Below are 22,512 nucleotides of genomic sequence, written 5' to 3' on the forward strand. Positions count from 1 at the left end.
ACCAGACCGTAGCGACAATTATTTATACGAAACGGCGTATTGTAGGGTGGCAGCGACTGTCCCTGCCTCTGCTTTCCCGGTAGAATAATACTGTGCGGTATAAGTCGCGCTCGCTTCAGAAGCATTTGGCTCCAGCTGTAGGTCGCCGTCGCCAGTAAAACCGCCGGTCAGATTGATTGGATTATCTGAGATGTCGAGCAATTGAACTTCAACATTCTTCGCACTGCCAGTATTACCCAGGTTACCGTTACTGGTGACCTGATTACCGACAAAGACGGTGGAGATTTTTGTTGTTTTGTCCTTAGAGCCGGTACACCCGGACAGCCCAATGTCAAACGTGACTGGCCCCGCCGTTTTCCCTTGATCTGTTAACTCTTTAGTACTTACTGTCGGCAATAACACGACGGGTTTAGCCTGATTGCCATTAATCACGACAGAGCACGTTTCATCAGTGACTTCCCCTTGAAAGGTGATGGTATTATCAGAAACAGCCATCGCGCTACTGGAGACAAGAAACGAGCCTGTAACCATGGCTAAATATTTTTTCATAGACATATTATAAAGTTCCTGTATTAATCTTTACTTTTTTCAGGGCGAGTGCAATTCGCCCAAATGTTTCGTGCTTATGGAGACGTGGTAAAATTAACCATCATTAACTCTATTTTGGGATGTAAGCTATACCCTCCTGCCTATCTTTAATGCGATATCAAACTGATAGGATTATTTCTCTTTTGCTGAAATAGAGCGATAAGCGCTTTAGCCCGTATACCTCATTAGTACAACTGATAGTGTTATCATTTGAGTGAGCGTAATTCGATAATAATTCTCTCCGTGACTGAATAGATTAACGACGTTGCAATACAAATCTACACACTTTTGCTATGTAAAATCCGCATCAGCTAAAACTCCCGATGGATAATACGATAGTGAGATTAAGGAAACTTTTCTGAAATGTGCTTCTGAAGCCGTATAATTAGTCTTACTTTTTTCTTACTTTTTGGCTTTCAGAATTTTTCTAAGTTTGCATTCAGGTAAAAAAACATTCAGATTTCACTGTAATATTTTGATTTTTAATGGTTAATTGATGTGAGTGTCAATTATTGTTTACTATGTATGATACTTTTAAGTTAAACTGAAGTTAATTAGGGGGCTGAATTCTTTTTTGAGCATGATAATATGTTGTCTGAATGATGGATGCAGTTACCTTTAGGATTGTCATGAATGAAAGCATATTTTTACTTGATAAGCGTGTTGTATTTGATAGTACGAAAATGACCTTATCGCAGGGTAATGAGATACTCAGAATATCAGAAGCCGAGACCCATTTACTTCTTGCTTTTTGGCAAGGCCTTTATAAAAAAGAAGATATTATCCATTTTGTCTGGGAAAATCGTGGAGGCTGTGTCTCAGAATCAAGTTACTATAAACTTATTAATCAAATGAGAAATGATTTTAGTAGCATTGGTCTACAGTCATCTGACATCGTAACTCGCCCTCGGGTTGGTGTGTCGTTGTCTGTTTCCATTGAGCCTATAAAAAAAATAACCACCGTAAAGGTACAGGATAAAAACGTTAATGGCAACCTGTCGCGGAAAAGCATAATCTATAAAATTAAACATAACAGTGCTTTTATAGTATTAGCAGGAGTCATTATTCTGATATTATTCTATGGGATGTTTCATATATATAGTGCACCTGCCCGTAAAAGTCCTGATGCTTTTTTTACGTATCTTGGTGAATATAATGATTATGTAATCTATAAAACCAAAGAGGATAAGGTCACGTTAAGCGAAGTGGTTTTTGCCTATAACTCTCTGAAAATTAAAATTTACAGGCAGAATGGACGCCATCTTTATTATATCAGAGAACCTAATCTGAATATTTTTCTACAATGCTTAAATCCTGTTGAAATGGCGGTGCCAAAATGTATTACAGTAAAAGAACGTTATTGATTATGTTTATTATATTCATAATCATTATCGTAATAGGGTCTGTAACAGTGCTTGGGTGGATAAAACGTGATTCTTATAGAGCCAATAATCTTATATGCACGACAAAATCAGAGGCTTATATTGAACCACGAAAACTGTACATGGATGGTGGACTGGTTCTGGATCTTAAATCCGGCAGGATTACCGTACACTACGATGTTACTACCGATACGAAAGAGAAACGGCTTTTTTTCCGTGACATCTGCATCAGTAAACTGCGCAGAACAGGTATGAAAACATTTACTTTTAAAGTCAATTCAGTGAAGACTTTTGACTCTGATACTGCTGGCGATTTATTCTCCTGGTTGAGACTATTACAACCCGGTACGATTAATGAGTTAAAGATTGTCAACATTGGAAAAAACACCTATATGTTTTCGCTTAATCGGCATTTATATAATGTGTGTACCACCAGTAGTAATGCTGAGTTACAATGAGTAATACTGTTTTTAATTGGTATTCGTGCCATGATTATTATGTTAACTTAGTGTCAGACTAACATATCGCACGTGACTTTATTTTAGATATCTGCTATCACTCATTTTAACGATGGCATCCTGCATCTGTTGAGTATTGATATTTTCTTTTATGTTTTCGACACAGGGTGTGCTGTCTTGCTATCATTAAGAACATATAACGTATCTCTTAATATTTCTTTTCTATATTAAGTTAATTTGGTTATCATATCAAAGCGTACAGTGGCAAAAGAAAGGCTGGTAAGAGGACAATGTTATGAAAGTAAGAAAGATATTTCTGATGTTGTTTATTGCCGTTCCACTGATCGTAATGATATTAGCGGGGTTACTCGCGGGTATCTTCCAGCTAAAAAGAGATATCGCCGTCAGCGCCAATACGCTGCTGCGGTTTAGCGCGGATATGTCAAACGCCTCCTGGCAAGTCGCCGGAAAAGCCGCCAGTCTGGCTGAACGTTCCTGCACTGACACGCTGAAAGAACTGTCCAGAACGCGGGCCTTCACTCCTTATGTCCGTGACATTGGGTTTCTGGAAAATGGCGATATCACTTGCTCCTTTGTCACAGGAACCGAACGCTATCATTTTTCCCGGCTGGCAGGGTTTTCTTTACCTGCTTCTTATCCGGCTCGGTGGCTGCGATCCATCGGTAGTATGGTCGAAGGGCCAGATCGGCTTGTCGTGGTTTATGTGAAAAAAATAGCAGCGAATAAAGCGGCCTTTGTCATTGTGGATTCGCAGTATGTACAGGAGCTCATGGAGATATTGGCGGCAGAAAGAGCATCTGGTTTTAGTCTAACATTCGGCGCCGGGGATGCTATTACAAGCGCTGCGACATTGTACGGTAAGGCATTTTTAACGCAACGGTTCACCTCAACAGATCATTCTATCCAACTGATGGTGCGCACTCCCTTCTCAACATTATCGGCATACTGGTTACACAATCTTTTTATTTTTGTTCCGCTATCATTATGCTTTTCTGTAGGGATGATTTTGCTCTACAGGCGCTGGCATTTAAAACGCTTATCTCTGGCCCGGGAGATTGAGCGGGGAATAGCGTGCAATGAGTTTACGGTACATTATCAACCTGTTTTTAATGTTAAACGCGGCAGTTGCGGCGGCGTGGAGGCGCTTATGCGCTGGCCGCAACCGGATGGCCGTTTTATGACCCCGGATATTTTTATCACCGCGGCAGAAAATGAAGGAATGATTATTCCACTTTCTCGTCATTTGTTTGAATTGATTGCACATGACGTAACAAACTGGAATGTACCGGATAATTTTTATATCAGCGTAAATATATCGCCTGCGTATCTTATGGATGACGGATTTATACAAGATGTAGAGGCGCTCAGGGCTCATCTGGGAATCATAACGCTTATGCTGGAGCTCACCGAGCGTAGCCTGATTGTAGAACCTTCACTGGTCGCAGAAAAACTTTCAACGCTCCGTGAAAAAGGTGTGTTAATAGCGATTGATGACTTTGGGACTGGCTATTGCTCTCTCTCATATCTGCAACAATTGCCTGCAAATTATCTTAAAATAGACAGAACATTTATCGATACAATTGATACCAGCAGCAATGATGTTCCTGTACTGGATACTATCATCACGCTGAGTCAGCGACTGGGACTCAATGTGGTTGCCGAAGGGGTCAGCACTCATCACCAATTGCGTTACATTTTAAGCCACGGCGTAGGATTCGTTCAGGGATTTCTTTATGCCAGGCCGATGAGGGCTACTGACTTTATGAGCTGGCTTGATAAGTCAGCCTGGCGGCAAAATAGTTTGCTCAACGGGGAGAGCGGGCCAGCGAGCGGCCTGGCGTCTGAATAATGCAGAAACCCGCTACTGAAAAAATTCAATAGTGCGATATATCCTGGTAATATGTTTACGCAGTGAAGAAACGTTATAGCACTGAGGCGGATATTTTTATGAGTCAGAACAACTACCTGATTGACAAAAGAGTTATTCTTGATTACGAACGAATGACGCTTTCCAGTGCCGGAGAGTCGATAACGATATCTGAATCAGAACGTAGTTTGCTTATCGCTTTTTATGAAGGCCTTTTTAAAAAAGATGACTTAATTAACTATGTCTGGGGGCGAAAAGGTGTCGTGGTATCTGATGCCAGTTATTATAAATTGATTAACCAGCTACGAGGATCATTTGATAAAATTGGTCTTAAGGCTGCGTCTGTTGTGACTCGTCCTCGCGTGGGCGTTTTGCTCTCAGTTTCCATTGAACCGTTGAGTAATGAGGATCAAAACACGGCTCTGCCTGCTGTTGCTGAAACAGAATTATCGATGGTTGAAACGCGGCACAATGACACTATTATCTCACCGACACAGGGGACGCTGAATAGAAAAGGTTGGCTCTATTTTTGTTTAGCTGCGATCCTGATGTTTTTTATGATTTATAAAGTTAAGAGCGAAAATATTGATTACTTTACTCTCCAGGGTTCATATGATGGATACACTTTTTATAGTGTAGGCCATGATAAAACGCATCTGACGGATATCGTTGACGCGTACTCTGAGATGAGTAATGAAATACATAAGCAAAATGGGAAATTCATTTATTACATCCGTGTTCCTAACACAAATATTTTTGTCCAGTGTCTTAACCAACTTGATATAGCGGAGCCGAAATGCATTTCCATAAAAGAACGTTATTAAGCTTGGCGACGCTTGGTATGCTGGCTGTTTCAGTCGTGCTGATGGTGGTTTTGGTACGAAATGATAACCATCGATTTATTAATACTGATGAGTTTTTATGTACGACAAGAACGGTAACAACGATACAGCCTAAAAATATTCATGCCGATGGTAGCCTTGTTCTTGATTTTAAGATGAAAAGAATTACGCTTCAATATGAAATAAAAACAAAAGATAATGCTGTAAAAATATTATACCGGGACGTATATATGAAAAATTTACATCGAACAGCGCCTGGTGTCTATACGTTTGAAGTATCCTTGATAAAAGTCTTTGCCACAGACACGGCTGGCGATCTGTTATCATATTTACGGGTTCTGCATCCGCAAGCGGCTAATGAGATTCGAATATCTAAGGTTGGTGAGAAAACATTTTTCTACTCTCTTAATCGGCAGCTTTATAACGTTTGTACCGCACAGTAGATCTGAATGCTACCTGAACGCGTTCAGAAGGTGGTTTGCGTAATTGCCCTCCGGAAAGAGTAAGGGCTAACCTGTGATTCTTTAAAATAATATTAAAAACAATAAGATATAACGTGTAGGTTTACGAAAGGATGTACTGCGATTCTCTGGCAACACTCACAACCTGCCTGACGGATGCGATATAGTGATCGATGAATTTCTGGTTTGAATTAACTATGAATCCGCTATTAATAAAAAAGTAAGAACTCTGTAAGACAGATTTCATATCCATTACCGAGCATATCAGGTTATATTGCCTCCGCAGTTGGTATGGCTGTTAATAAGCATATCTGTCACTTTTAATTTATATGCTATTTGTGTGCCATGAGTTTCGGTACCGCCTTAATTATATATCAAAATGGAGTGTTTTTAATGAAAAAACGGTCTTCGTTCCTTGTTGTTTTAGGTCTGTTATTAGCATCATCTTTAGCTTTGGCTAACGATCAGCACACCGTATCGTTTGGTTATGCACAAACCCATCTCAGTTCATTGAAAAATAGCGATAGCAAAGATCTGCGAGGTTTTAATTTTAAATATCGTTACGAGTTCAATGAGACTTGGGGGATGTTAGGCTCATTCACCGCGACGCGGAAAGAAATGGAGAACTACACCTGGAAAGAGGGGAAATTGCATAAAAATGGTTCCGATTCTGTGGACTATGGTTCTTTGATGTTTGGGCCGACATATCGTTTTAATGACTATGTGAGCCTGTACGGCAATGCTGGTATAGCGACGATGAAATTTAATAAACACTCAAAAGAAGACTCCTTTGCCTACGGCGCTGGCGTAATATTTAATCCTGTTAAAAGCATATCCATCGATGCATCATGGGAAGCAAGTCGTTTTTTCGCTGTTGATACCAATACATTTGGTGTTAGCATAGGTTATCGCTTCTGATATTAAAAGTATAAGCGTTAAGTGTATGGCAAGGAACTAAAAATAACGTGGCGTTGTTACTGAGTAGGGATGGTTAGGATCAATCAGGTAATATTAAGAGGACAATAAAACACTCACCGTGACGTTATTCTATTGATGAAATTATGATAAATTTAGAATCGGAACAACTTCCGTTAAAAACGATAAGCATAGTTTTAACGGATGATTATTATACTTATTTAGGTATCGCTTCACTCTTCGAGGCTGGGAAGTGCTTTATGTTCCCACTGAATGGAGGATATAATTCGTGTCAGATATCAGCTAGCGAAGATATCATAATTATTATTGATGGACGAGTTTTGATTCAGGGGATCTGGAAAGGTTTTAAGACGCTCATGCAGCATTATCCACATGCTCGTCGAATCTGGCTCACGCGCAGAGATATTGGAAAACTTTATCCATCTGGCTGCGATAGAGATCCTGATATCGATCCCGATTTGGCAAAGCCTGTTTTTATTGAGTACTTCATTAAATACGCTTGTGCAAACGATGTAGCGGTCGGTGAACTCGTGCCGTTGACAAAAAAGGAGGAGGAGTTGTTATGGCATTTTTTATACAAAAAGTCGATGAATCAGATTGCCAGTAGCTATGGCATTAGTCGCAAGACTTTATATATTCATAGATTGCGTATTTGCCGTAAATATGGCTTCAAACGTTTTTTCCATTTGCTATTTATTTACCAAAGAAGTCGCCATATATTTACATCTAAAATCTCCCATGTAGATAAAAAGGCCAGCCAGGCTTGAAGTGAACAAGATGAAAAAGTTAACGATGAGAGAGTGTGAAAGCATGAGCCCTACTTTATTGCTTGCCATTAAGATACTTATCTCGTCGCTTGACGAACAAACGAAAATAAGGCTCAGAGAGCATATTGAAAAAACTGAACAAGAAATAGCCTCAAGCATACATGATAGCATCATGACAGAGACTTTTCTTCAGCAAATGAAAGACATTCGTTACATCTTAAATATGGCTCCTTGACGGCGTCCAGAAGAGAGAACGTGTCACGATTTAATGATTAATAGACCAGGTATCAGTATGAAAAAGATCGTAGTATGTTTTGCCGGTTTGGCTTTAACCGCATGTAGTGCTAATTCGTTGAATTATGGCGCTGAACAGGTACGGGTGATGACCAGCGAGCCAGGTAAGGAATGCAGCTACTTAGGGGATATCACGGGCAGCCAGGGGAATTTCTTTACCGGTGGCTGGACATCCAACAGTAACCTGGAAACGGGTGCCCGTAACGATCTGAAAAACAAAGCTTATAAAATGGGCGGAAATACGGTAGTCCTGTTAACCCAGCGTGCGGGCCAAACAGGAAGTTCATGGCACGGTTCGGGCTCAAGCAAACAAACTAATGTCACATTAAGCGGGAACGTTTATCGTTGCCCTCGTTAGCCTGATTTTGAATAAGGCGAGTATTTAGCGCAGGCAATGTATTGCTGTTTAACACATGCGCCATACTGGCGATGCGTTTGGTTGAAGTTGAAACGTCGCTATCCGGGGAGCAGATAGCTGCCGCCCTGTAAAAGGCCGGTTTCCCGCCGCGCGAGCTGTAATCGTCAATTGCGACCGGTCTGGCGACAGGCCGGTCGCGATACGATAGCTATGCCTCGCTTTTCTTTGCATGACATCATCCCTATAAAAACTGTGACAAATCATGTGTCAGTAAGCTTTGTTAATAATATGTAATGATTTGTCTATTTTTGCTAACGTTTTACCTGCTATATACAAAAACATAACAAAGAAGTAGCGCAACGCTACCTTGTTACGTCGCTTTGGCGATGGGAGCGCTCATCAGCGCCTCGCCGCTTCAAAGCTTGATGTTATTTTTTGATGCAGGACACTACCTATGTACACCCCCCTGAACTGGACGACGACACAACGACATGTGGCGTTTGCCAGCTTTACCAGTTGGATGCTGGATTCGTTTGATTTCTTTATCCTTGTCTTTGTACTTAGCGATCTCGCCGAATGGTTTCACGCTTCCGTATCGGAGGTTTCCATTGCGATTATGCTGACCCTGGCGGTACGTCCCATTGGCGCGCTGCTATTTGGCCGAATGGCGGAAAAGTACGGACGTCGACCGATACTGATGCTCAATATTCTGTTCTTTACGGTTTTTGAACTGCTTTCCGCCTGGTCGCCCACCTTCATGGCATTTCTGATTTTTCGGGTCATGTACGGCGTGGCGATGGGCGGGATATGGGGCGTCGCGTCATCACTGGCGATGGAAACCATTCCCGATCGTTCGCGTGGCCTGATGTCAGGAATTTTTCAGGCGGGCTATCCCTGCGGCTATCTGTTCGCCTCGGTCATTTTTGGCCTCTTCTACAGTATGGTAGGCTGGCGCGGTATGTTCCTGATTGGCGCCCTGCCTATTGTCTTGCTGCCTTATATCTGGTTTAAAGTGCCGGAATCGCCCGTCTGGCTGGCGGCCAGAGCGCGTAAAGAGGATACCGCGCTGCTTCCTGTTCTGCGCAAGCAGTGGAAGTTGTGTCTGTATCTGGTGCTGGTAATGGCTTTCTTTAACTTTTTCAGTCACGGGACGCAGGATCTCTATCCTACCTTCTTGAAGATGCAGCATGGTTTTGATCCGCATCTGATTAGTATCATTGCGATTTTTTATAACATTGCCGCGATGCTCGGCGGCATTTTCTACGGTACGCTATCGGAACGTATTGGACGTAAAAAAGCAATCATGATCGCCGCCTTTCTTGCGCTTCCGGTACTTCCGCTATGGGCATTTTCCAGCGGATCATTCACCATTGGCCTGGGCGCGTTCCTGATGCAGTTTATGGTGCAGGGCGCCTGGGGAGTCGTGCCGACCTGGCTGAATGAGTTGGTTCCGGCGAATGCGCGCGCCGTGCTGCCGGGGTTTGTTTACCAGCTAGGTAATTTACTGGCGTCGGTTAACGCGACGTTACAGGCCCGCATCGCGGAAACGCATGGTGGAAATTACGGGTTGGCAATGGCGATCGTGGCTGGCGCGGTGGCTATTTTAATCTGTGTATTTGTGGCATTTGGTCGCGAGACCCGGGGAGTCGTCATCTCCGGTACAGATAGCGACTCACTCCCGGAGTCGGCCGTCGGTCATCGCACGTAAACAATACGCTCCTGGCGCTCGCCGTCGCCGGGGGCACACCTTCTTCCCGCTGGTTTTCACGCTCTTTCAACGAACAACAAAGGTTAATGATGGCATCTGCCTTTCGTGACCATTACAATCATCGCTTACTTTTTTCTTTATAAGAAATTGATTGTTGGACCTTAAAATTATCAACGGAGCGAAGATATCATGTTGAAAGATAACCAAAAACACAACGAGTCTGTTGCCCCGAATAGCGCCTTTCTGTCTGAGTTACAGCGTGCATTACCGGAATTTTTTATCGCCGATCGTTATGACGAGCAGGGCGAACTGATCGCGAAAGGCGGATTTGATCTCGCCAGATTTGAGCGCGCGCTGAAAGCGCGTAATATCGATGAGCTGACTAGCGGTTATCAGATTGATTTTATTGGCAAAGATTACGCAAAAAAACAGGCGGGTGAAAAATCCGTTACCGTTATCGTTCCTGACGTGGAACACAATACTCTGGCAGAAAACAAAAACAGCCATAATCTTTTTCTGACCGGGGATAATCTGGATGTTTTACGCCATCTGCAAAATAATTACGCCGATACCGTCGATATGATCTATATCGATCCCCCTTATAACACCGGATCGGACGGGTTTGTTTATCCCGATCATTTTGAATATAGCGATCGGGCGTTGCAGGATATGTTTGGTCTTAATGATACTGAACTGGCACGTTTAAAATCCATTCAGGGTAAATCGACGCACTCCGCGTGGTTATCTTTCATGTATCCGCGTCTCTTCCTGGCCAGGAAACTCCTGAAAGATACCGGATTTATTTTTATCTCTATCGACGATAATGAGTACGCCAATCTTAAATTAATGATGGATGAGATTTTTGGCGAAGGCGGATTTGTCACCAATGTGATGTGGAAGCGCAAAAAAGAGATTTCTAACGACTCTGATAACGTTTCCATCCAGGGGGAATACATTCTTGTTTACGCCAAAACCGGTCAGGGCGCCTTACGTTTAGAACCGCTTTCTAAAGAGTATATTCAGAAATCCTATAAAGAACCGACCGAACAGTTTCCTGAAGGAAAATGGCGGCCGGTGCCGTTAACGGTGTCAAAAGGGCTGAGCGGCGGCGGCTATACCTATAAAATTACCACGCCTAATGGTACGGTACACGAAAGGCTATGGGCTTATCCTGAAGCCAGTTACCAAAAATTGGTGGCCGATAATTTGGTCTATTTTGGCAAAGATAACGGCGGTATTCCCCAGCGAGTCATGTACGCGCATCACAGTAAAGGGCAGCCAACGACCAATTACTGGGATAACGTAGCGTCGAATAAAGAGGGGAAAAAGGAGATTCTGGATCTCTTCGGCGACAACGTTTTTGATACGCCGAAACCTACTGCGTTATTGAAGAAAATCATCAAGCTCGCTATCGATAAAGACGGCGTCGTTCTGGACTTTTTTGCCGGTTCTGGCACCACGGCCCATGCGGTGATGGCGCTGAATGAAGAAGATGGGGGGCAGCGCACGTTTATTTTATGCACTATCGATCAGACATTAAGCAATAACACTATCGCGAAAAAAGCGGGTTATAACACCATTGATGAAATCAGCCGTGAGCGAATTACACGCGTTGCGGCGAAGATCCGCGCTAACAATCCCGCGACCAATGGCGATCTCGGTTTTAAACATTATCGTTTTGCCACCCCGACGCAGCAGACGCTGGACGATCTGGATAGCTTCGATATTGCTACCGGCCATTTTATCAATACCAGCGGTCAACTGACCGCTTTCACCGAATCAGGATTTACCGACATGATCAATCCTTTTTCCGCCAGAGGATTGGGTGTGCCGGGCGGTGCAAGCGGCGAAGAGACCCTATTAACGACATGGCTGGTCGCCGATGGTTATAAAATGGACATTGAAGTACAGACCGTTGATTTTTCCGGCTATCGCGCCATGTATGTGGATAATACGCGCCTGTATCTGATTGATGAACGATGGGGAACAGAGCAGACCCGCGATCTGCTCAACCACATTGGTACGCACCAGCTTCCGGTTCAGACTATTGTCATTTACGGCTACTCTTTCGACCTTGAATCCATTCGGGAACTGGAAATCGGCTTAAAACAGCTTGATCAAAAAGTGAACCTGGTGAAGCGTTATTAAGAGGGGATGAAGATGAATATTTTATTGGAAGAACTCCCCCATCAGGAACAGGCATTAGCGGCCATTCTGGCGAGTTTTACCGGTATCGATCACGCGCAGGCCGATCATAATCACTATGCTAATCCGCTGATTAACGAGCGCTACAACGATAAAGCCAATATTGACGTTAAAATGGAGACCGGGACGGGGAAAACCTATGTCTATACCCGGTTGATGTATGAACTGCATCAGAAATACGGCCTCTTCAAATTTGTGCTGGTGGTGCCGACGCCAGCCATTAAAGAAGGTGCGCGGAACTTTATCACCAGCGATTATGCCAGACAGCATTTTTCACAGTTCTACGAAAATACGCAGATGGAACTTTGCACCATCAACGCTGGTGATTTTAAAGTGAAGTCGGGACGCAAAAATTTTCCGGCCCAGCTATTAAGTTTTACTGATGCCAGCCGTCGTGATAGCCATACGATTCAGGTTTTGCTAATCAATGCGCAAATGCTCAATTCCGCCAGTATGACGCGAGACGATTACGATCAAACGCTACTGGGCGGGCTGACGTCGCCTGTTAAAGGGCTGCAAATGACGCGACCGGTGGTCATTATTGATGAACCGCATCGTTTTGCGCGAGATAACAAATTTTATCGAGCGATTCAGGCCATTCAGCCGCAAATGATCGTACGTTTTGGCGCCACCTTCCCGGATATTGTCGAAGGCAAGGGTAAAAATAAATGTGTACGTAAAGATTACTATCGCCGGCAACCGCAGTTTGATCTCAATGCGGTGGACAGTTTTAACGATGGTTTGGTGAAAGGTATTGATATTTATTATCCGAATCTCCCCGAAGAGCAGGCCAACAATCGTTATATCGTTGACAGCGTTACGGCAAAGAAATTAATCCTCCGACGGGGGAGCAAAATTGCCGAGGTTGGCGTGGGCGAAAATCTCGCCGATGTCGATGCGGGATTTGAAGGCAGTATTGAATATGCCGGCAGTAAAATGTTATCGAACGAGCTGGAGCTGGAAGCCGGGATGGCGCTGGTGCCAGGAACCTTTGGTGCGAGCTACCAGGAACTGATTATTCAGAACGCTATTGATAAGCATTTTGACACCGAACAGGCAAATTTCTTACGCAGCAATGAGCCAGAAAATAACGCCCCGCGTATTAAGACATTAAGCCTTTTCTTTATTGACAGTATTAAAAGCTATCGTGATGACGAAGGTTGGTTGAAACTGAAGTTTGAGTGTTTACTGAAAAAGAAACTGACGCAACTGATTGACAATTATCAGCGCAAGACCCTGCCGCGAGAAGTGGAGTATCTGTCATTTCTGCAGGCCACGCTCGCCAGCCTGCACTCGGATAACCAAAACGTTCACGCCGGTTACTTTGGCGAAGACCGGGGAAGTGGCGATGAGGCGATCCAGGCTGAAGTAGATGATATTCTGAAAAATAAAGAGAAGTTGCTCAGTTTTTCAGACCATCACGGCAATTGGGAAACGCGCCGCTTTTTGTTTTCAAAATGGACGCTTCGCGAGGGTTGGGATAACCCGAATGTTTTTGTCATTGCTAAATTACGTTCTTCCGGTAGCGAGTCGAGCAAAATTCAGGAAGTGGGGCGCGGCCTGCGGCTACCGGTGGATGAAAACGGCCATCGCGTTCAGCAGGAAGAGTGGCCGTCCCGGCTGGCGTTTCTGATTGGCTATGATGAAAAAGCGTTTGCCAGTATGCTGGTTGATGAGATTAATCGTGACAGCAAAGTTCAGCTTAACGAGCAGAAACTGGATGAGGCGATGATCACACTTATCGTCACCGAGCGGCAAAAAGTCGATCCCGCGTTTACGGAGCTTCGTTTGCTGGAAGATCTGGATGATAAAAGACTGATCAACCGGAGTAATGAGTTTAAACCCAGCGTCACGCTTAACGGAGAAACCAAAAGTGGTTTTGCATGGCTACTGGAGTTCTACCCTGAGCTGACGCAGGCGCGGGTGCGAGCGGATCGTGTTCGTGACAATAGACCCGTCTCCCGATTGCGAGTCAGGTTACGCAAAGAAAATTGGGAACAACTTAGCGGTATCTGGGAGCAGTTTTCCCGTCGTTATATGCTGCAATTCGAGCGTAGCGGCGCTTCTCTGGAACAGATTGCCGCCGAGGTGCTGCGTGACCCGGCGCTGTATATACGCCAGAAGCCAAGCCAGATGCAACAACGGCTGGTATCGAATGAGGATAATGGCCGCTTTGAGGTGGCGCAGCGGGAAGGCGAATTAGCCGCCAGCGAATTCATGGCGGGCATGAAATATGGCCATTTTCTTAAGCAACTGGCGTTACGCACCAGTCTGCCGGTTAATGTTCTGCACCCGGTGTTAATGGCGATGCTGCGTGATGTTTTGCAGGGAGATTCACGCTATTTAAGCGAGATCTCGTTGGACAATATGACCCGCGCATTACAGGCGCGGATTAATGCGCATTTTGCGCAGCGCCACGATTATCTGCCTCTCGATTTTCAGGCTTCAACGTCGGTATTTGATTCCACGGCACGGCAGTTCAGGGAGGAGATTAGCGCTGAAATTCTGGGTAAAAATGTGGATGAGAATGCGATAGATGATCCCCGTTCTCTCTATCAAATACCGCCGCTGCGTTATGACAGCGTCGATCCTGAATTACCGCTATTAAAATACCATTATCCGCAACAGGTTTCCGTATTTGGCAAACTACCCAAGCGGGCCATTCAGATCCCCAAATATACGGGGGGCTCTACCACGCCGGATTTTGTGTACCGTATTGAGTGTCAGGACGCCGACAGCGTTTATTTACTGGTTGAAACTAAAGCAGAAAATATGCGCGTAGGCGATCAAGTTATTCTTGATGCGCAACGTAAATTCTTCGATATGCTGCGTCGGCAAAATATCAATGTCGAGTTTGCGGAAGCGACCAGCGCGCCGGCGGTATTTTCTACGATCAATGGCCTGATAGAGGGGAAGGTGAACTAACGGGTTTGAATGGACCTTAACGGTTATCTTTTTGATAGACCATATAAAATGGCCGCCGCGCAGCGAGCGTTGCGGTCATTCTCCCTACGCTAATCCCCCGCCCATGAAACCGCGTTGACTTGAACGTTATCGTTTTACGTCTATTCTTAACTTTCAGCTAAGAGTATTTTGCTGAAACTGCAAATAGTCTTGAGAACGCTGTTTTTTTGTTTTGCCGTTATTTTTCATAATGGCTGGGTAGATATTGCCAATTGAATGTAACTAAGGGAGACATGTTATGCTAAATAAATACTACCGTTTCGCTGTCGAAAAAGACGACCCCTCCGAAGCGCCAGAATCGGGCGATAAGCCTGATAGCCAACCGCAAAAAAAATCGTAATTTATCTGGATATTCCCCGGCGTTTTTACGTTTGGGGAAAATAACCGTTTCGTTTCAACCTGGTTGCGAACAGTGAATATTTTACACAAAGTGACTGTATATAAACGGGAGGGAACATGGAGTTTGATGCATTCTTTTTAGCGAGACTCCAGTTTGCCTTTACCGTCTCTTTTCATATTATTTTCCCCGCGATTACGATTGGCTTAGCCAGTTACCTGGTGGTACTGGAAGGTTTATGGCTAAAAACGCGTAATCCTGTCTGGCGCTCGCTCTATCAGTTCTGGCTCAAAATTTTTGCCGTCAACTTCGGGATGGGCGTGGTCTCCGGTCTGGTCATGGCTTACCAGTTCGGAACGAACTGGAGCGGTTTTTCCCAGTTCGCCGGCAGTATCACCGGGCCTTTATTAACCTATGAAGTGCTCACCGCATTCTTCCTGGAAGCGGGATTCTTAGGCGTGATGCTTTTTGGCTGGAACAAAGTCGGGCCGGGCCTGCATTTCTTGTCTACCTGTATGGTGGCGTTGGGCACGTTAATGTCGACGTTCTGGATTCTGGCATCTAATAGCTGGATGCATACCCCGCAGGGATTTGAAATTCATAACGGTCAGGTGGTCCCGGTGGACTGGTTCGCGGTGATTTTCAACCCGTCGTTCCCGTATCGCCTGTTGCATATGTCCGTTGCGGCGTTTTTAAGTAGCGCGATGTTTGTCGGCGCGTCCGCAGCCTGGCATTTACTGAAAGGTAACGATACGCCGGCTATCCGCCGTATGTTCTCGATGGCGTTATGGATGGCGGTCGTGGTGGCGCCCGTTCAGGCATTGATTGGCGATATGCACGGCCTTAATACTCTGAAGCATCAGCCGGTCAAAATTGCCGCGATTGAGGGGCACTGGGAAAATACGCCCGGCGAGCCAACGCCGCTTACGCTGGTAGGTTGGCCGGATATGGAGGCGGAACGGACCCGCTATGCGCTTGAGATCCCGGCGCTGGGCAGTCTGATCCTGACGCATAGCCTGGACAAACAGGTGCCTGCGCTAAAAGATTATCCCAAAGAGGATCGCCCCAACTCTACCGTGGTGTTCTGGTCTTTCCGTATTATGGTGGGCATGGGCGTACTGATGATCTTTCTGGGGCTGGCCAGCCTGTGGCTACGCTACCGACACCGACTGTATCATTCGCGGCCCTTTATGCACTTTGCGCTGTGGATGGGGCCGTCCGGGCTTATCGCTATCCTTGCTGGATGGGTGACGACTGAAGTAGGGCGTCAGCCGTGGGTGGTCTATGGCCTGCTGCGAACGCGTGATGCGGTTTCCGCGCACAGCACCTTGCAAATGAGCATCAGTTTGCTGGCCTTCTTTGTGGTCTATTCCCTGGTCTTTGGGGTTGGCTATATTTATATGATTCGCCTTATCCAGAAAGGGCCGCAGCCGGCGGAGACACCGACCGCTGAAACCGATGGCAGACCCGCGCGTCCTATCTCTGCCGTGGGAGAATCGCTTGAGCAGGAGAAACGCGAATGACCATCGATCTTCCGGTTATCTGGTTTGCTATTATCGTGTTCGCCACGCTGATGTATATCGTGATGGATGGTTTCGATCTGGGCGTCGGTATCCTGTTTCCGTTTATTCGTGATAAACACGATCGCGATGTCATGGTGAACTCGGTCGCGCCGATATGGGACGGTAACGAAACCTGGCTGGTGCTGGGCGGGGCCGGGCTTTTTGGCGCGTTTCCGTTGGCTTATGCCGTCATCGCCGACGCGCTGACTATCCCGCTGGTGGTTATGCTGCTTGGTCTTATCTTCCGCGGCGTCGCTTTTGAATTCCGTTTTAAAGCTACCGAGTCGCATCGCGCTTTCTGGGATAAATCCTTTATCGTTGGGTCAATCCTGGCAACCTTTGCCCAGGGGGTTGTGGTGGGCGCGGTGGTGAGCGGTTTTCAGGTGGAAGGGCGAGCCTTTAGCGGTTCGCAGCTTGACTGGTTGACGCCGTTTAACCTGTTCTGCGGCGTCGGTCTGGTCGTCACCTACGCGCTGCTGGGCGCTACCTGGCTGATTATGAAAAGCGAAGATCCGCTACATAGCCGGATGTGCGCGCTGTCGCGCCCGTTGTTGATCATCTTGTTGCTGGTGATGGGGGGCGTCAGCGTGTGGACGCCGTTCACCCACGACGATATCGCCGAGCGCTGGTTCACACTGCCCAATTTATACTACTTCCTGCCGGTGCCTGTGCTGGTGTTGGCTTTTAGCGTCTGGCTATGGCGCAGCGTGAAAAAACCAGAATCCCATGCGCGTCCATTTATTCTCACGCTAGGATTGATTTTTCTGGGGTTCAGCGGGTTAGGCATCAGTATTTGGCCGAATATTATTCCACCGGATATTTCGCTGTATGCCGCCGCCTCGCCGCCGCAAAGTCAACGCTTTATGCTGGTTGGGGCGCTGATAATCATCCCGATTATTCTGGCTTATACCTTCTGGAGCTACTACGTCTTCCGTGGAAAAGTGCGACATGGAGAGGGATATCACTGATGGTTAAAGTGAAAAAATGGTCGCGGCGAGTCGTATGGATGGTCGCGATATGGTGCGCCAGCGTACTTCTGCTGGCGGGCGTTGGAATGTTGTTCAGACTGCTCATGACCTCCGCGGGGTTTCGTTCCTGACTGATACCACCCGGACGCGCTTTCGTCTCTGGCGAAAGCGCGTCTTTATCGACAGATCGGCGTTTATCGATCACGTTTGCTCGCCTTATCTCTCCCTTTAATAGCGGTTGATAATTATTCTCATCTTTATTGTCGTTCCCGTGCTGCAGTGATATGGTTACAGAGTAGCTAATGCTTTGGTATAACGCAGATAAACGGTATTGATAATGTCTCCGATCTCCTGTCACTCTTCCGCATCCCCGGCGATGAAAAAGATCTTTTCCGTCAGCGACTTCATCGCGTTTGGCGAGCGGTATGGCATTGATTACCGCTTCCCGGCGTTACCGCAGTATACGCAGAGTAGTCCCGTACTTCATGGTGATATCGAAGAGATAGCGCTTCCCGGCGGGATTTGCATTACACGCTCGGATGTTCACGTGTTACAACCCTATGAAACCACCTCTCGCCATAGTAGTCCTCTGTATATGCTGGTAGTGCTGGAAGGTAACGTTGCGCTGGCGGTAAATGAGCAGACCTTTTTGCTGAGCGCGGGGATGGCGTTTTGCTCGCACCTTAGCGAGCAGCAGACGATGCGCGCTCATCACGACGCAGACAGTAAATTACGCACCTTATCGCTGGGAATGTACCCGGACGGCGGATGGCGGGAGCATTTGCCTGGCTCGCTGGCAGACGAGTGGGAAAATAGCGCTGCTTCTGCGATGGTCTGGCAGGTGCCGGAGTTTCTTCTTTCGGGGCTACGCTATGCGCAGCAGCCCGGACATCATGCTGCGTCACGCCAGTTAATGCTGGAAGGCATCATGCTGCAATTGCTGGGCTATGCGCTAAATCTATGTCAGCCCGAAAAGCAAAAATGCGGACTTCCCGTCACTGGTGAATATCAACGGCTGGAGCTCATTCGGCGTTTACTGGAACAGACGCCGGAAAAAGCATACACGCTGAACGAACTGGCGCGTCGGGCGGCAATGAGTCCGAGTAGCCTGCGGTGTAAATTTCGCCATGCCTATGGTTGTACCGTGTTTGATTATCTGCGCGATTGCCGCCTGGCGCGCGCGCGTCGTTATCTGATGGAGGGATACAGCGTGCAGCAGGCAGCCTGGATGTCAGGCTATCAACATGCCACAAACTTTGCGACGGCATTTCGTCGGCGTTATGGCTGCTCGCCCGGCGAACTGCGTGACGCTTCCCTGACGTCGTCCCGACACTGTGCGTAACGTGCCCCGCCAGAGCGGTAATATCCGCCGCTAACCCGGTTTTCTGCCTCTTTTTATGATTTTTTATCATTGCGCATAGGCAATCTGGCGTTACGCATAGTGATTCATCACCTCTAAAGGGTAATAATTCTTATTTACAATAAGAGATACCTTTGGAGATGTTCATGTTTGCGACAACGCGTATAGCGCTATTGATAGGCGGAACTATCGGCGGCGCGACTTTTCCTCTTTTTGCCCAGGAAACAACAAAAAATGATACGGTCATTGTCACCTCGCCCGTACAGAGTGGCGCGACCAAGTTGGCGACGCCAGATATTGAAACGCCGCAGTCGGTATCCATTATTACCCGCCAGCAGTTTGAAGAGCAGGGCGCAACCAGCGTGCGTCAGGCGGTCAGCTACACCCCAGGTGTATACAGTAACCAGATAGGCGCCTCTAACCGCTTTGATTACATTGTATTGCGTGGTTTTTCGGACGGTAGTCTGGATAACGTCTATCTCGACGGGTTAAAAATGATGGGCGACACCAATTCGCACAGTTCGTTGGTGGTTGACCCTTGGTTTCTGGAGGATATTGAGGTGGTACGCGGCCCGGCGTCCGTTCTGTATGGACGTTCATCGCCAGGCGGCATTGTCGCGCTGACGTCGCGAAAACCGGCGTTTGATGCCGGGGGAGAGGTGAAGCTGTTTGCCGGCAATAACAACCAGCGCGGGGCGGCTTTTGATGTGACCGGCCCTCTGGATGACAATGAACGTGTGGCGGCGCGTCTTAGCGGCATGACACGTTACGCCGATTCGCAGTTTACCCTCTTGAAAGAGGAACGCTATGCGCTGATGCCGAGCCTGACCTGGCGAATTACCGATCGGACGCGTCTTGAGCTTATGGCCTATCTGCACCGTGATCCGCAAGGCGGTAGCCACTCCGGATTACCTTATCAAGGCACGGTTGTACCTTATAACGGCGGAAAAATTTCTAACACCTTCTTTGAAGGTGAAGATGACTACGACAAATACGATCGCCGTGAAAATATGGTGGGTTATAACATCGAGCATCTGTTCGATAACGGCTGGTCGGTACGGCAAAAATTGCGTTATCTGCATACTAAAGTGGCGTTAAATCAGGTCTATGCCGCAGGTTGGTTGAATGAAACGGCGCTGAATCGCGGCTATTCCGGCTCCGGGGAGAAAATGTCGGCTATCGCGCTGGATAATCAGCTCGACGGCAGCGTGGATACCGGGGAGATTAACCATCGTCTGCTGGTGGGGATCGATTATCAGGATCGCAGCAATCATACCACTGGCTATTATGGCGCGTTTCCGCCGATTGACGCTTTCAACCCCGTTTATGGCGCTCAGCCGGATTACATTACGTTGTACAGCCGTGAAAAACATAAGTTGCGGCAGACTGGATACTATTTACAGGATCAGATGTCATGGGATCGCTGGCGTTTTACGTTGGGCGGCCGTTACGATCGGGTCAGTGTGTCTAATATCGACAAACTTCATGATTCACGCAGCGATCTCGATAAAAACAACGTCAGTACCCGTGCCGCGTTGCTTTATCTGTTCGACAATGGCGTCGCCCCCTATCTCAGTTATTCTACCGCGTTTACGCCAACCAGCTTCGCCGACGAAAACGGCAATGTGCTGGAACCGATGAAAGGCAAGCAGTGGGAGGCGGGGGTAAAATACGAACCGCTGGGGTGGAACAGCCAGTTTAGCGCCGCCGTGTATCGTATTAACCAGACAAATATCGCGACCAAAGAAGAACCTACCGATCCGTACCGTTCGATTGGTGAAATTGAGTCTAAAGGGGTTGAACTGGAGGCCATTAGCCATTTGTCGGATAGCGTCCGTTTGCAGGCGGCGTATACCTATACTGATATCCGTTATAAGAAAAGTAGCCCGCAAGAGCAGGGTAAGCGCGCGGTTTATGCTCCACGGAATCAGGCCAGCGCCTGGCTAAGCTACGATGTGAAAAGCGGTCTGTTAGAGGGGCTGACTTTGGGCTCCGGCATCCGGTACGTCAACGGCGTGACCAGCGATCGCCTGAATACTCATACGTTGCCGTCCTATACACTGGTCGATATGGTGGTAGGGTATGATTTATCCAGCATTGGGTTAAATGGCTTAAGCGCCCAGCTCAACGTAAATAACCTGACGGACAAACGTTATGTCGCTGCCTGTAATTCGCTCTCTTATTGTTATTTTGGCGCCGAGCGTAGCATTGTAGGCAGCGTTTCATGGGCGTTTTGATAACGCTTATTGTCCGGTAGCAAACGCTACCGGGCAAGCATTAGCGGTGCGTCACGCCTTCATAGAGAAGTCTGAGCGCAAACATCCCGATAATGGCGCCGATAACACGACTGGCAATGCGCTGTATTCGCCCATAAGCACGGCGGACTGCGGGGAGCGAAAAGGCCTGGCTGAGAAAAATACGCCAGATAACGGATGACAGCACAATCCCGGCCCAGGCCATTAACCTTGCCCATGTGGGCGTTTCTGCGCTAAGCGTTACGGAAAAAATACTGATAAAAAACAGTACGGTTTGCGGATTAGATAAATCTGTCATTAATCCCCGGCGAAAGAAAATCGTCCACGGGGCGGCAATCGGTGCCTGGAGCGTGCTCATTTGCGGCGTCGCCTGGTGGCGAATACTGTTCCAGGCGAACCATAATAAATAGGTGCCGCCGACAATTTTGATAAGAGAAAATACCGCTTCGCACTGCGTAATGAGCGTCGCCAAACCGAAAAGCCCCAGCCCGGAATAAAAGGCGTCTCCCGTGGCGACGCCCAGGCCGGTTATTACCCCCGCCCGGCGTCCTGATGCGAGGCTGGTTTGCACCACCACAAACAGATTTGCGCCGGGATTAAAAAAGGTTAATACAAACAGACTGACGGTAAGCACAACGGCATGAAACGGCTCCATAGACAACTCTTCCCTTAGCCTCAAGAAATAACGTTCATCTTATTAATAGTCAAACCAGACGATTGCGAGTGAGATCACAAAGCAGTAGCATTTTTAATGCGCGTAGTTACGCCGACAGAAGGGAGGCTGACTGGATTTTTCCAGCAATCTACACTACTTATTTAATCAGTCCGAACGGCATTTTTGTTCTGATAAAGCGATGATGGCGTAATAATAAAACGAGGGTTTTGCTATGAAAACTGGCTACAAGGTTATGCTTGGCGCATTAGCGTTTGTCGTGACAAACGTCTATGCCGCAGAAATGATGAAAAAAACGGACTTTGATAAAGTCGCTTCGGAATACACGAAAATTGGCACTATTTCTACCACCGGGGAAATGTCGCCGCTGGACGCCAGAGAAGATTTAATTAAAAAGGCGGATGAAAAAGGGGCGGATGTAGTGGTGCTGACGTCCGGACAGACAGAAAATAAAATTCATGGTACGGCTGATATTTATAAAAAGAAATAAAAGCGTTGCATCATCA

Annotated in this window: 20 protein-coding genes and 3 pseudogenes; 21 read left to right on the forward strand and 2 right to left on the reverse strand. The window is 46.8% G+C overall.

Going from position 1 to position 22,512, the window contains the following annotated elements:
• Positions 1–18: 18 nt before the first annotated feature.
• Entirely contained in the window at positions 19–555 is a 537-nt protein-coding gene (locus tag F4V72_RS11575) for a fimbrial protein (RefSeq protein ID WP_136058441.1), read from the reverse strand.
• 662 nt (positions 556–1,217) lie between these two features.
• On the opposite strand from F4V72_RS11575, the gene F4V72_RS11580 reads away from it, so the two are divergent.
• From F4V72_RS11580 to foxA, 20 genes and pseudogenes are all read left to right on the forward strand, one after another.
• Positions 1,218–1,952 carry a winged helix-turn-helix domain-containing protein gene (locus tag F4V72_RS11580; protein ID WP_053529341.1) on the forward strand — a complete coding sequence of 245 codons (735 nt, stop codon included), beginning with the start codon at positions 1,218–1,220 and terminating at the stop codon, positions 1,950–1,952.
• Positions 1,925–2,225 (forward strand): annotated as a pseudogene (locus F4V72_RS11585) (hypothetical protein). The gene F4V72_RS11580 and the pseudogene F4V72_RS11585 overlap by 28 nt, the downstream one beginning before the upstream one ends.
• A gap of 498 nt (positions 2,226–2,723) precedes the next feature.
• Positions 2,724–4,298 carry an EAL domain-containing protein gene (locus F4V72_RS11590; protein WP_136058440.1) on the forward strand — a complete coding sequence of 525 codons (1,575 nt, stop codon included), beginning with the start codon at positions 2,724–2,726 and terminating at the stop codon, positions 4,296–4,298.
• Positions 4,299–4,396: 98 nt separating this feature from the next.
• Positions 4,397–5,140: a winged helix-turn-helix domain-containing protein gene (locus tag F4V72_RS11595; RefSeq protein ID WP_136058439.1), complete on the forward strand. Its 744-nt coding sequence runs from the start codon at positions 4,397–4,399 to the stop codon at positions 5,138–5,140.
• Positions 5,113–5,601 carry a hypothetical protein gene (locus F4V72_RS11600; protein WP_079813385.1) on the forward strand — a complete coding sequence of 163 codons (489 nt, stop codon included), beginning with the start codon at positions 5,113–5,115 and terminating at the stop codon, positions 5,599–5,601. The genes F4V72_RS11595 and F4V72_RS11600 overlap by 28 nt, the downstream gene beginning before the upstream one ends.
• A gap of 411 nt (positions 5,602–6,012) precedes the next feature.
• On the forward strand, positions 6,013–6,537 hold the full coding sequence (locus F4V72_RS11605) for an Ail/Lom family outer membrane beta-barrel protein (protein ID WP_053529210.1): 525 nt from the start codon (positions 6,013–6,015) through the stop codon (positions 6,535–6,537).
• Between the two features lie 143 nt (positions 6,538–6,680).
• Positions 6,681–7,322 carry a helix-turn-helix transcriptional regulator gene (locus F4V72_RS11610; protein ID WP_063390188.1) on the forward strand — a complete coding sequence of 214 codons (642 nt, stop codon included), beginning with the start codon at positions 6,681–6,683 and terminating at the stop codon, positions 7,320–7,322.
• Positions 7,323–7,332: 10 nt separating this feature from the next.
• Entirely contained in the window at positions 7,333–7,557 is a 225-nt protein-coding gene (locus F4V72_RS11615; RefSeq protein ID WP_023246103.1) for a hypothetical protein, read from the forward strand.
• A 57-nt stretch (positions 7,558–7,614) separates the two neighbouring features.
• On the forward strand, positions 7,615–7,974 hold the full coding sequence (locus F4V72_RS11620) for a DUF4156 domain-containing protein (RefSeq protein ID WP_023246104.1): 360 nt from the start codon (positions 7,615–7,617) through the stop codon (positions 7,972–7,974).
• Between the two features lie 68 nt (positions 7,975–8,042).
• Positions 8,043–8,105, forward strand: a pseudogene (locus tag F4V72_RS11625) (copper chaperone); the annotation flags it as partial.
• Positions 8,106–8,428: 323 nt separating this feature from the next.
• Positions 8,429–9,682, forward strand: coding sequence for an MFS transporter (locus F4V72_RS11630; protein WP_136058438.1), 1,254 nt, complete (start codon positions 8,429–8,431; stop codon positions 9,680–9,682).
• 189 nt (positions 9,683–9,871) lie between these two features.
• Complete coding sequence (locus F4V72_RS11635) at positions 9,872–11,830, forward strand: site-specific DNA-methyltransferase (RefSeq protein WP_023246106.1); 1,959 nt, start codon at positions 9,872–9,874, stop codon at positions 11,828–11,830.
• 12 nt (positions 11,831–11,842) lie between these two features.
• Entirely contained in the window at positions 11,843–14,812 is a 2,970-nt protein-coding gene (locus tag F4V72_RS11640; protein ID WP_053529211.1) for a type III restriction-modification system endonuclease, read from the forward strand.
• A 277-nt stretch (positions 14,813–15,089) separates the two neighbouring features.
• A complete protein-coding gene (ssaA, locus tag F4V72_RS11645; protein ID WP_000933133.1) occupies positions 15,090–15,191 on the forward strand; it encodes a small effector SsaA in 102 nt (33 codons plus the stop codon).
• Positions 15,192–15,307: 116 nt separating this feature from the next.
• Positions 15,308–16,711 carry a cytochrome ubiquinol oxidase subunit I gene (locus F4V72_RS11650; protein ID WP_023246109.1) on the forward strand — a complete coding sequence of 468 codons (1,404 nt, stop codon included), beginning with the start codon at positions 15,308–15,310 and terminating at the stop codon, positions 16,709–16,711.
• A complete protein-coding gene (gene cydB / locus F4V72_RS11655) occupies positions 16,708–17,718 on the forward strand; it encodes a cytochrome d ubiquinol oxidase subunit II (protein ID WP_150342454.1) in 1,011 nt (336 codons plus the stop codon). Before F4V72_RS11650 ends, cydB begins: the two co-directional genes overlap by 4 nt.
• Complete coding sequence (locus F4V72_RS11660) at positions 17,664–17,849, forward strand: DUF2474 domain-containing protein (protein WP_305954967.1); 186 nt, start codon at positions 17,664–17,666, stop codon at positions 17,847–17,849. Before cydB ends, F4V72_RS11660 begins: the two co-directional genes overlap by 55 nt.
• A pseudogene (locus F4V72_RS24670) lies at positions 17,768–17,960 on the forward strand (hypothetical protein). The gene F4V72_RS11660 and the pseudogene F4V72_RS24670 overlap by 82 nt, the downstream one beginning before the upstream one ends.
• A 95-nt stretch (positions 17,961–18,055) precedes the next feature.
• A complete protein-coding gene (gene foxR / locus F4V72_RS11665; RefSeq protein ID WP_053529212.1) occupies positions 18,056–19,060 on the forward strand; it encodes a ferrioxamine uptake transcriptional regulator FoxR in 1,005 nt (334 codons plus the stop codon).
• A gap of 146 nt (positions 19,061–19,206) precedes the next feature.
• Entirely contained in the window at positions 19,207–21,315 is a 2,109-nt protein-coding gene (foxA, locus tag F4V72_RS11670; protein WP_162786047.1) for a ferrioxamine B receptor FoxA, read from the forward strand.
• A gap of 40 nt (positions 21,316–21,355) precedes the next feature.
• On the opposite strand, the gene F4V72_RS11675 is transcribed toward foxA, so the two are convergent.
• A complete protein-coding gene (locus F4V72_RS11675) occupies positions 21,356–21,988 on the reverse strand; it encodes a LysE family transporter (RefSeq protein ID WP_053529214.1) in 633 nt (210 codons plus the stop codon).
• A 232-nt stretch (positions 21,989–22,220) separates the two neighbouring features.
• Between F4V72_RS11675 and yahO the strand changes: the two genes are divergently transcribed.
• Positions 22,221–22,496 (forward strand): DUF1471 family periplasmic protein YahO, encoded by a 276-nt coding sequence (yahO, locus tag F4V72_RS11680; protein WP_023246115.1) that lies wholly within the window; start codon positions 22,221–22,223, stop codon positions 22,494–22,496.
• Positions 22,497–22,512 lie beyond the last annotated feature (16 nt).

This window comes from Salmonella enterica subsp. diarizonae (assembly GCF_008692785.1).
Classification (GTDB): Bacteria; Pseudomonadota; Gammaproteobacteria; order Enterobacterales; family Enterobacteriaceae; genus Salmonella; species Salmonella diarizonae.

What these genes read in the sequence shown, in the direction of transcription:
- F4V72_RS11575 (WP_136058441.1), bottom strand. Translation starts at nt 555, where the DNA reads ATGTCTATGAAAAAATATTTAGCCATGGTTACAGGCTCGTTTCTTGTC.
- F4V72_RS11580 (WP_053529341.1), top strand. Translation starts at nt 1,218, where the DNA reads ATGAATGAAAGCATATTTTTACTTGATAAGCGTGTTGTATTTGATAGT.
- F4V72_RS11590 (WP_136058440.1), top strand. Translation starts at nt 2,724, where the DNA reads ATGAAAGTAAGAAAGATATTTCTGATGTTGTTTATTGCCGTTCCACTG.
- F4V72_RS11595 (WP_136058439.1), top strand. Translation starts at nt 4,397, where the DNA reads ATGAGTCAGAACAACTACCTGATTGACAAAAGAGTTATTCTTGATTAC.
- F4V72_RS11600 (WP_079813385.1), top strand. Translation starts at nt 5,113, where the DNA reads ATGCATTTCCATAAAAGAACGTTATTAAGCTTGGCGACGCTTGGTATG.
- F4V72_RS11605 (WP_053529210.1), top strand. Translation starts at nt 6,013, where the DNA reads ATGAAAAAACGGTCTTCGTTCCTTGTTGTTTTAGGTCTGTTATTAGCA.
- F4V72_RS11610 (WP_063390188.1), top strand. Translation starts at nt 6,681, where the DNA reads ATGATAAATTTAGAATCGGAACAACTTCCGTTAAAAACGATAAGCATA.
- F4V72_RS11615 (WP_023246103.1), top strand. Translation starts at nt 7,333, where the DNA reads ATGAAAAAGTTAACGATGAGAGAGTGTGAAAGCATGAGCCCTACTTTA.
- F4V72_RS11620 (WP_023246104.1), top strand. Translation starts at nt 7,615, where the DNA reads ATGAAAAAGATCGTAGTATGTTTTGCCGGTTTGGCTTTAACCGCATGT.
- F4V72_RS11630 (WP_136058438.1), top strand. Translation starts at nt 8,429, where the DNA reads ATGTACACCCCCCTGAACTGGACGACGACACAACGACATGTGGCGTTT.
- F4V72_RS11635 (WP_023246106.1), top strand. Translation starts at nt 9,872, where the DNA reads ATGTTGAAAGATAACCAAAAACACAACGAGTCTGTTGCCCCGAATAGC.
- F4V72_RS11640 (WP_053529211.1), top strand. Translation starts at nt 11,843, where the DNA reads ATGAATATTTTATTGGAAGAACTCCCCCATCAGGAACAGGCATTAGCG.
- ssaA (WP_000933133.1), top strand. Translation starts at nt 15,090, where the DNA reads ATGCTAAATAAATACTACCGTTTCGCTGTCGAAAAAGACGACCCCTCC.
- F4V72_RS11650 (WP_023246109.1), top strand. Translation starts at nt 15,308, where the DNA reads ATGGAGTTTGATGCATTCTTTTTAGCGAGACTCCAGTTTGCCTTTACC.
- cydB (WP_150342454.1), top strand. Translation starts at nt 16,708, where the DNA reads ATGACCATCGATCTTCCGGTTATCTGGTTTGCTATTATCGTGTTCGCC.
- foxR (WP_053529212.1), top strand. Translation starts at nt 18,056, where the DNA reads ATGTCTCCGATCTCCTGTCACTCTTCCGCATCCCCGGCGATGAAAAAG.
- F4V72_RS11675 (WP_053529214.1), bottom strand. Translation starts at nt 21,988, where the DNA reads ATGGAGCCGTTTCATGCCGTTGTGCTTACCGTCAGTCTGTTTGTATTA.
- yahO (WP_023246115.1), top strand. Translation starts at nt 22,221, where the DNA reads ATGAAAACTGGCTACAAGGTTATGCTTGGCGCATTAGCGTTTGTCGTG.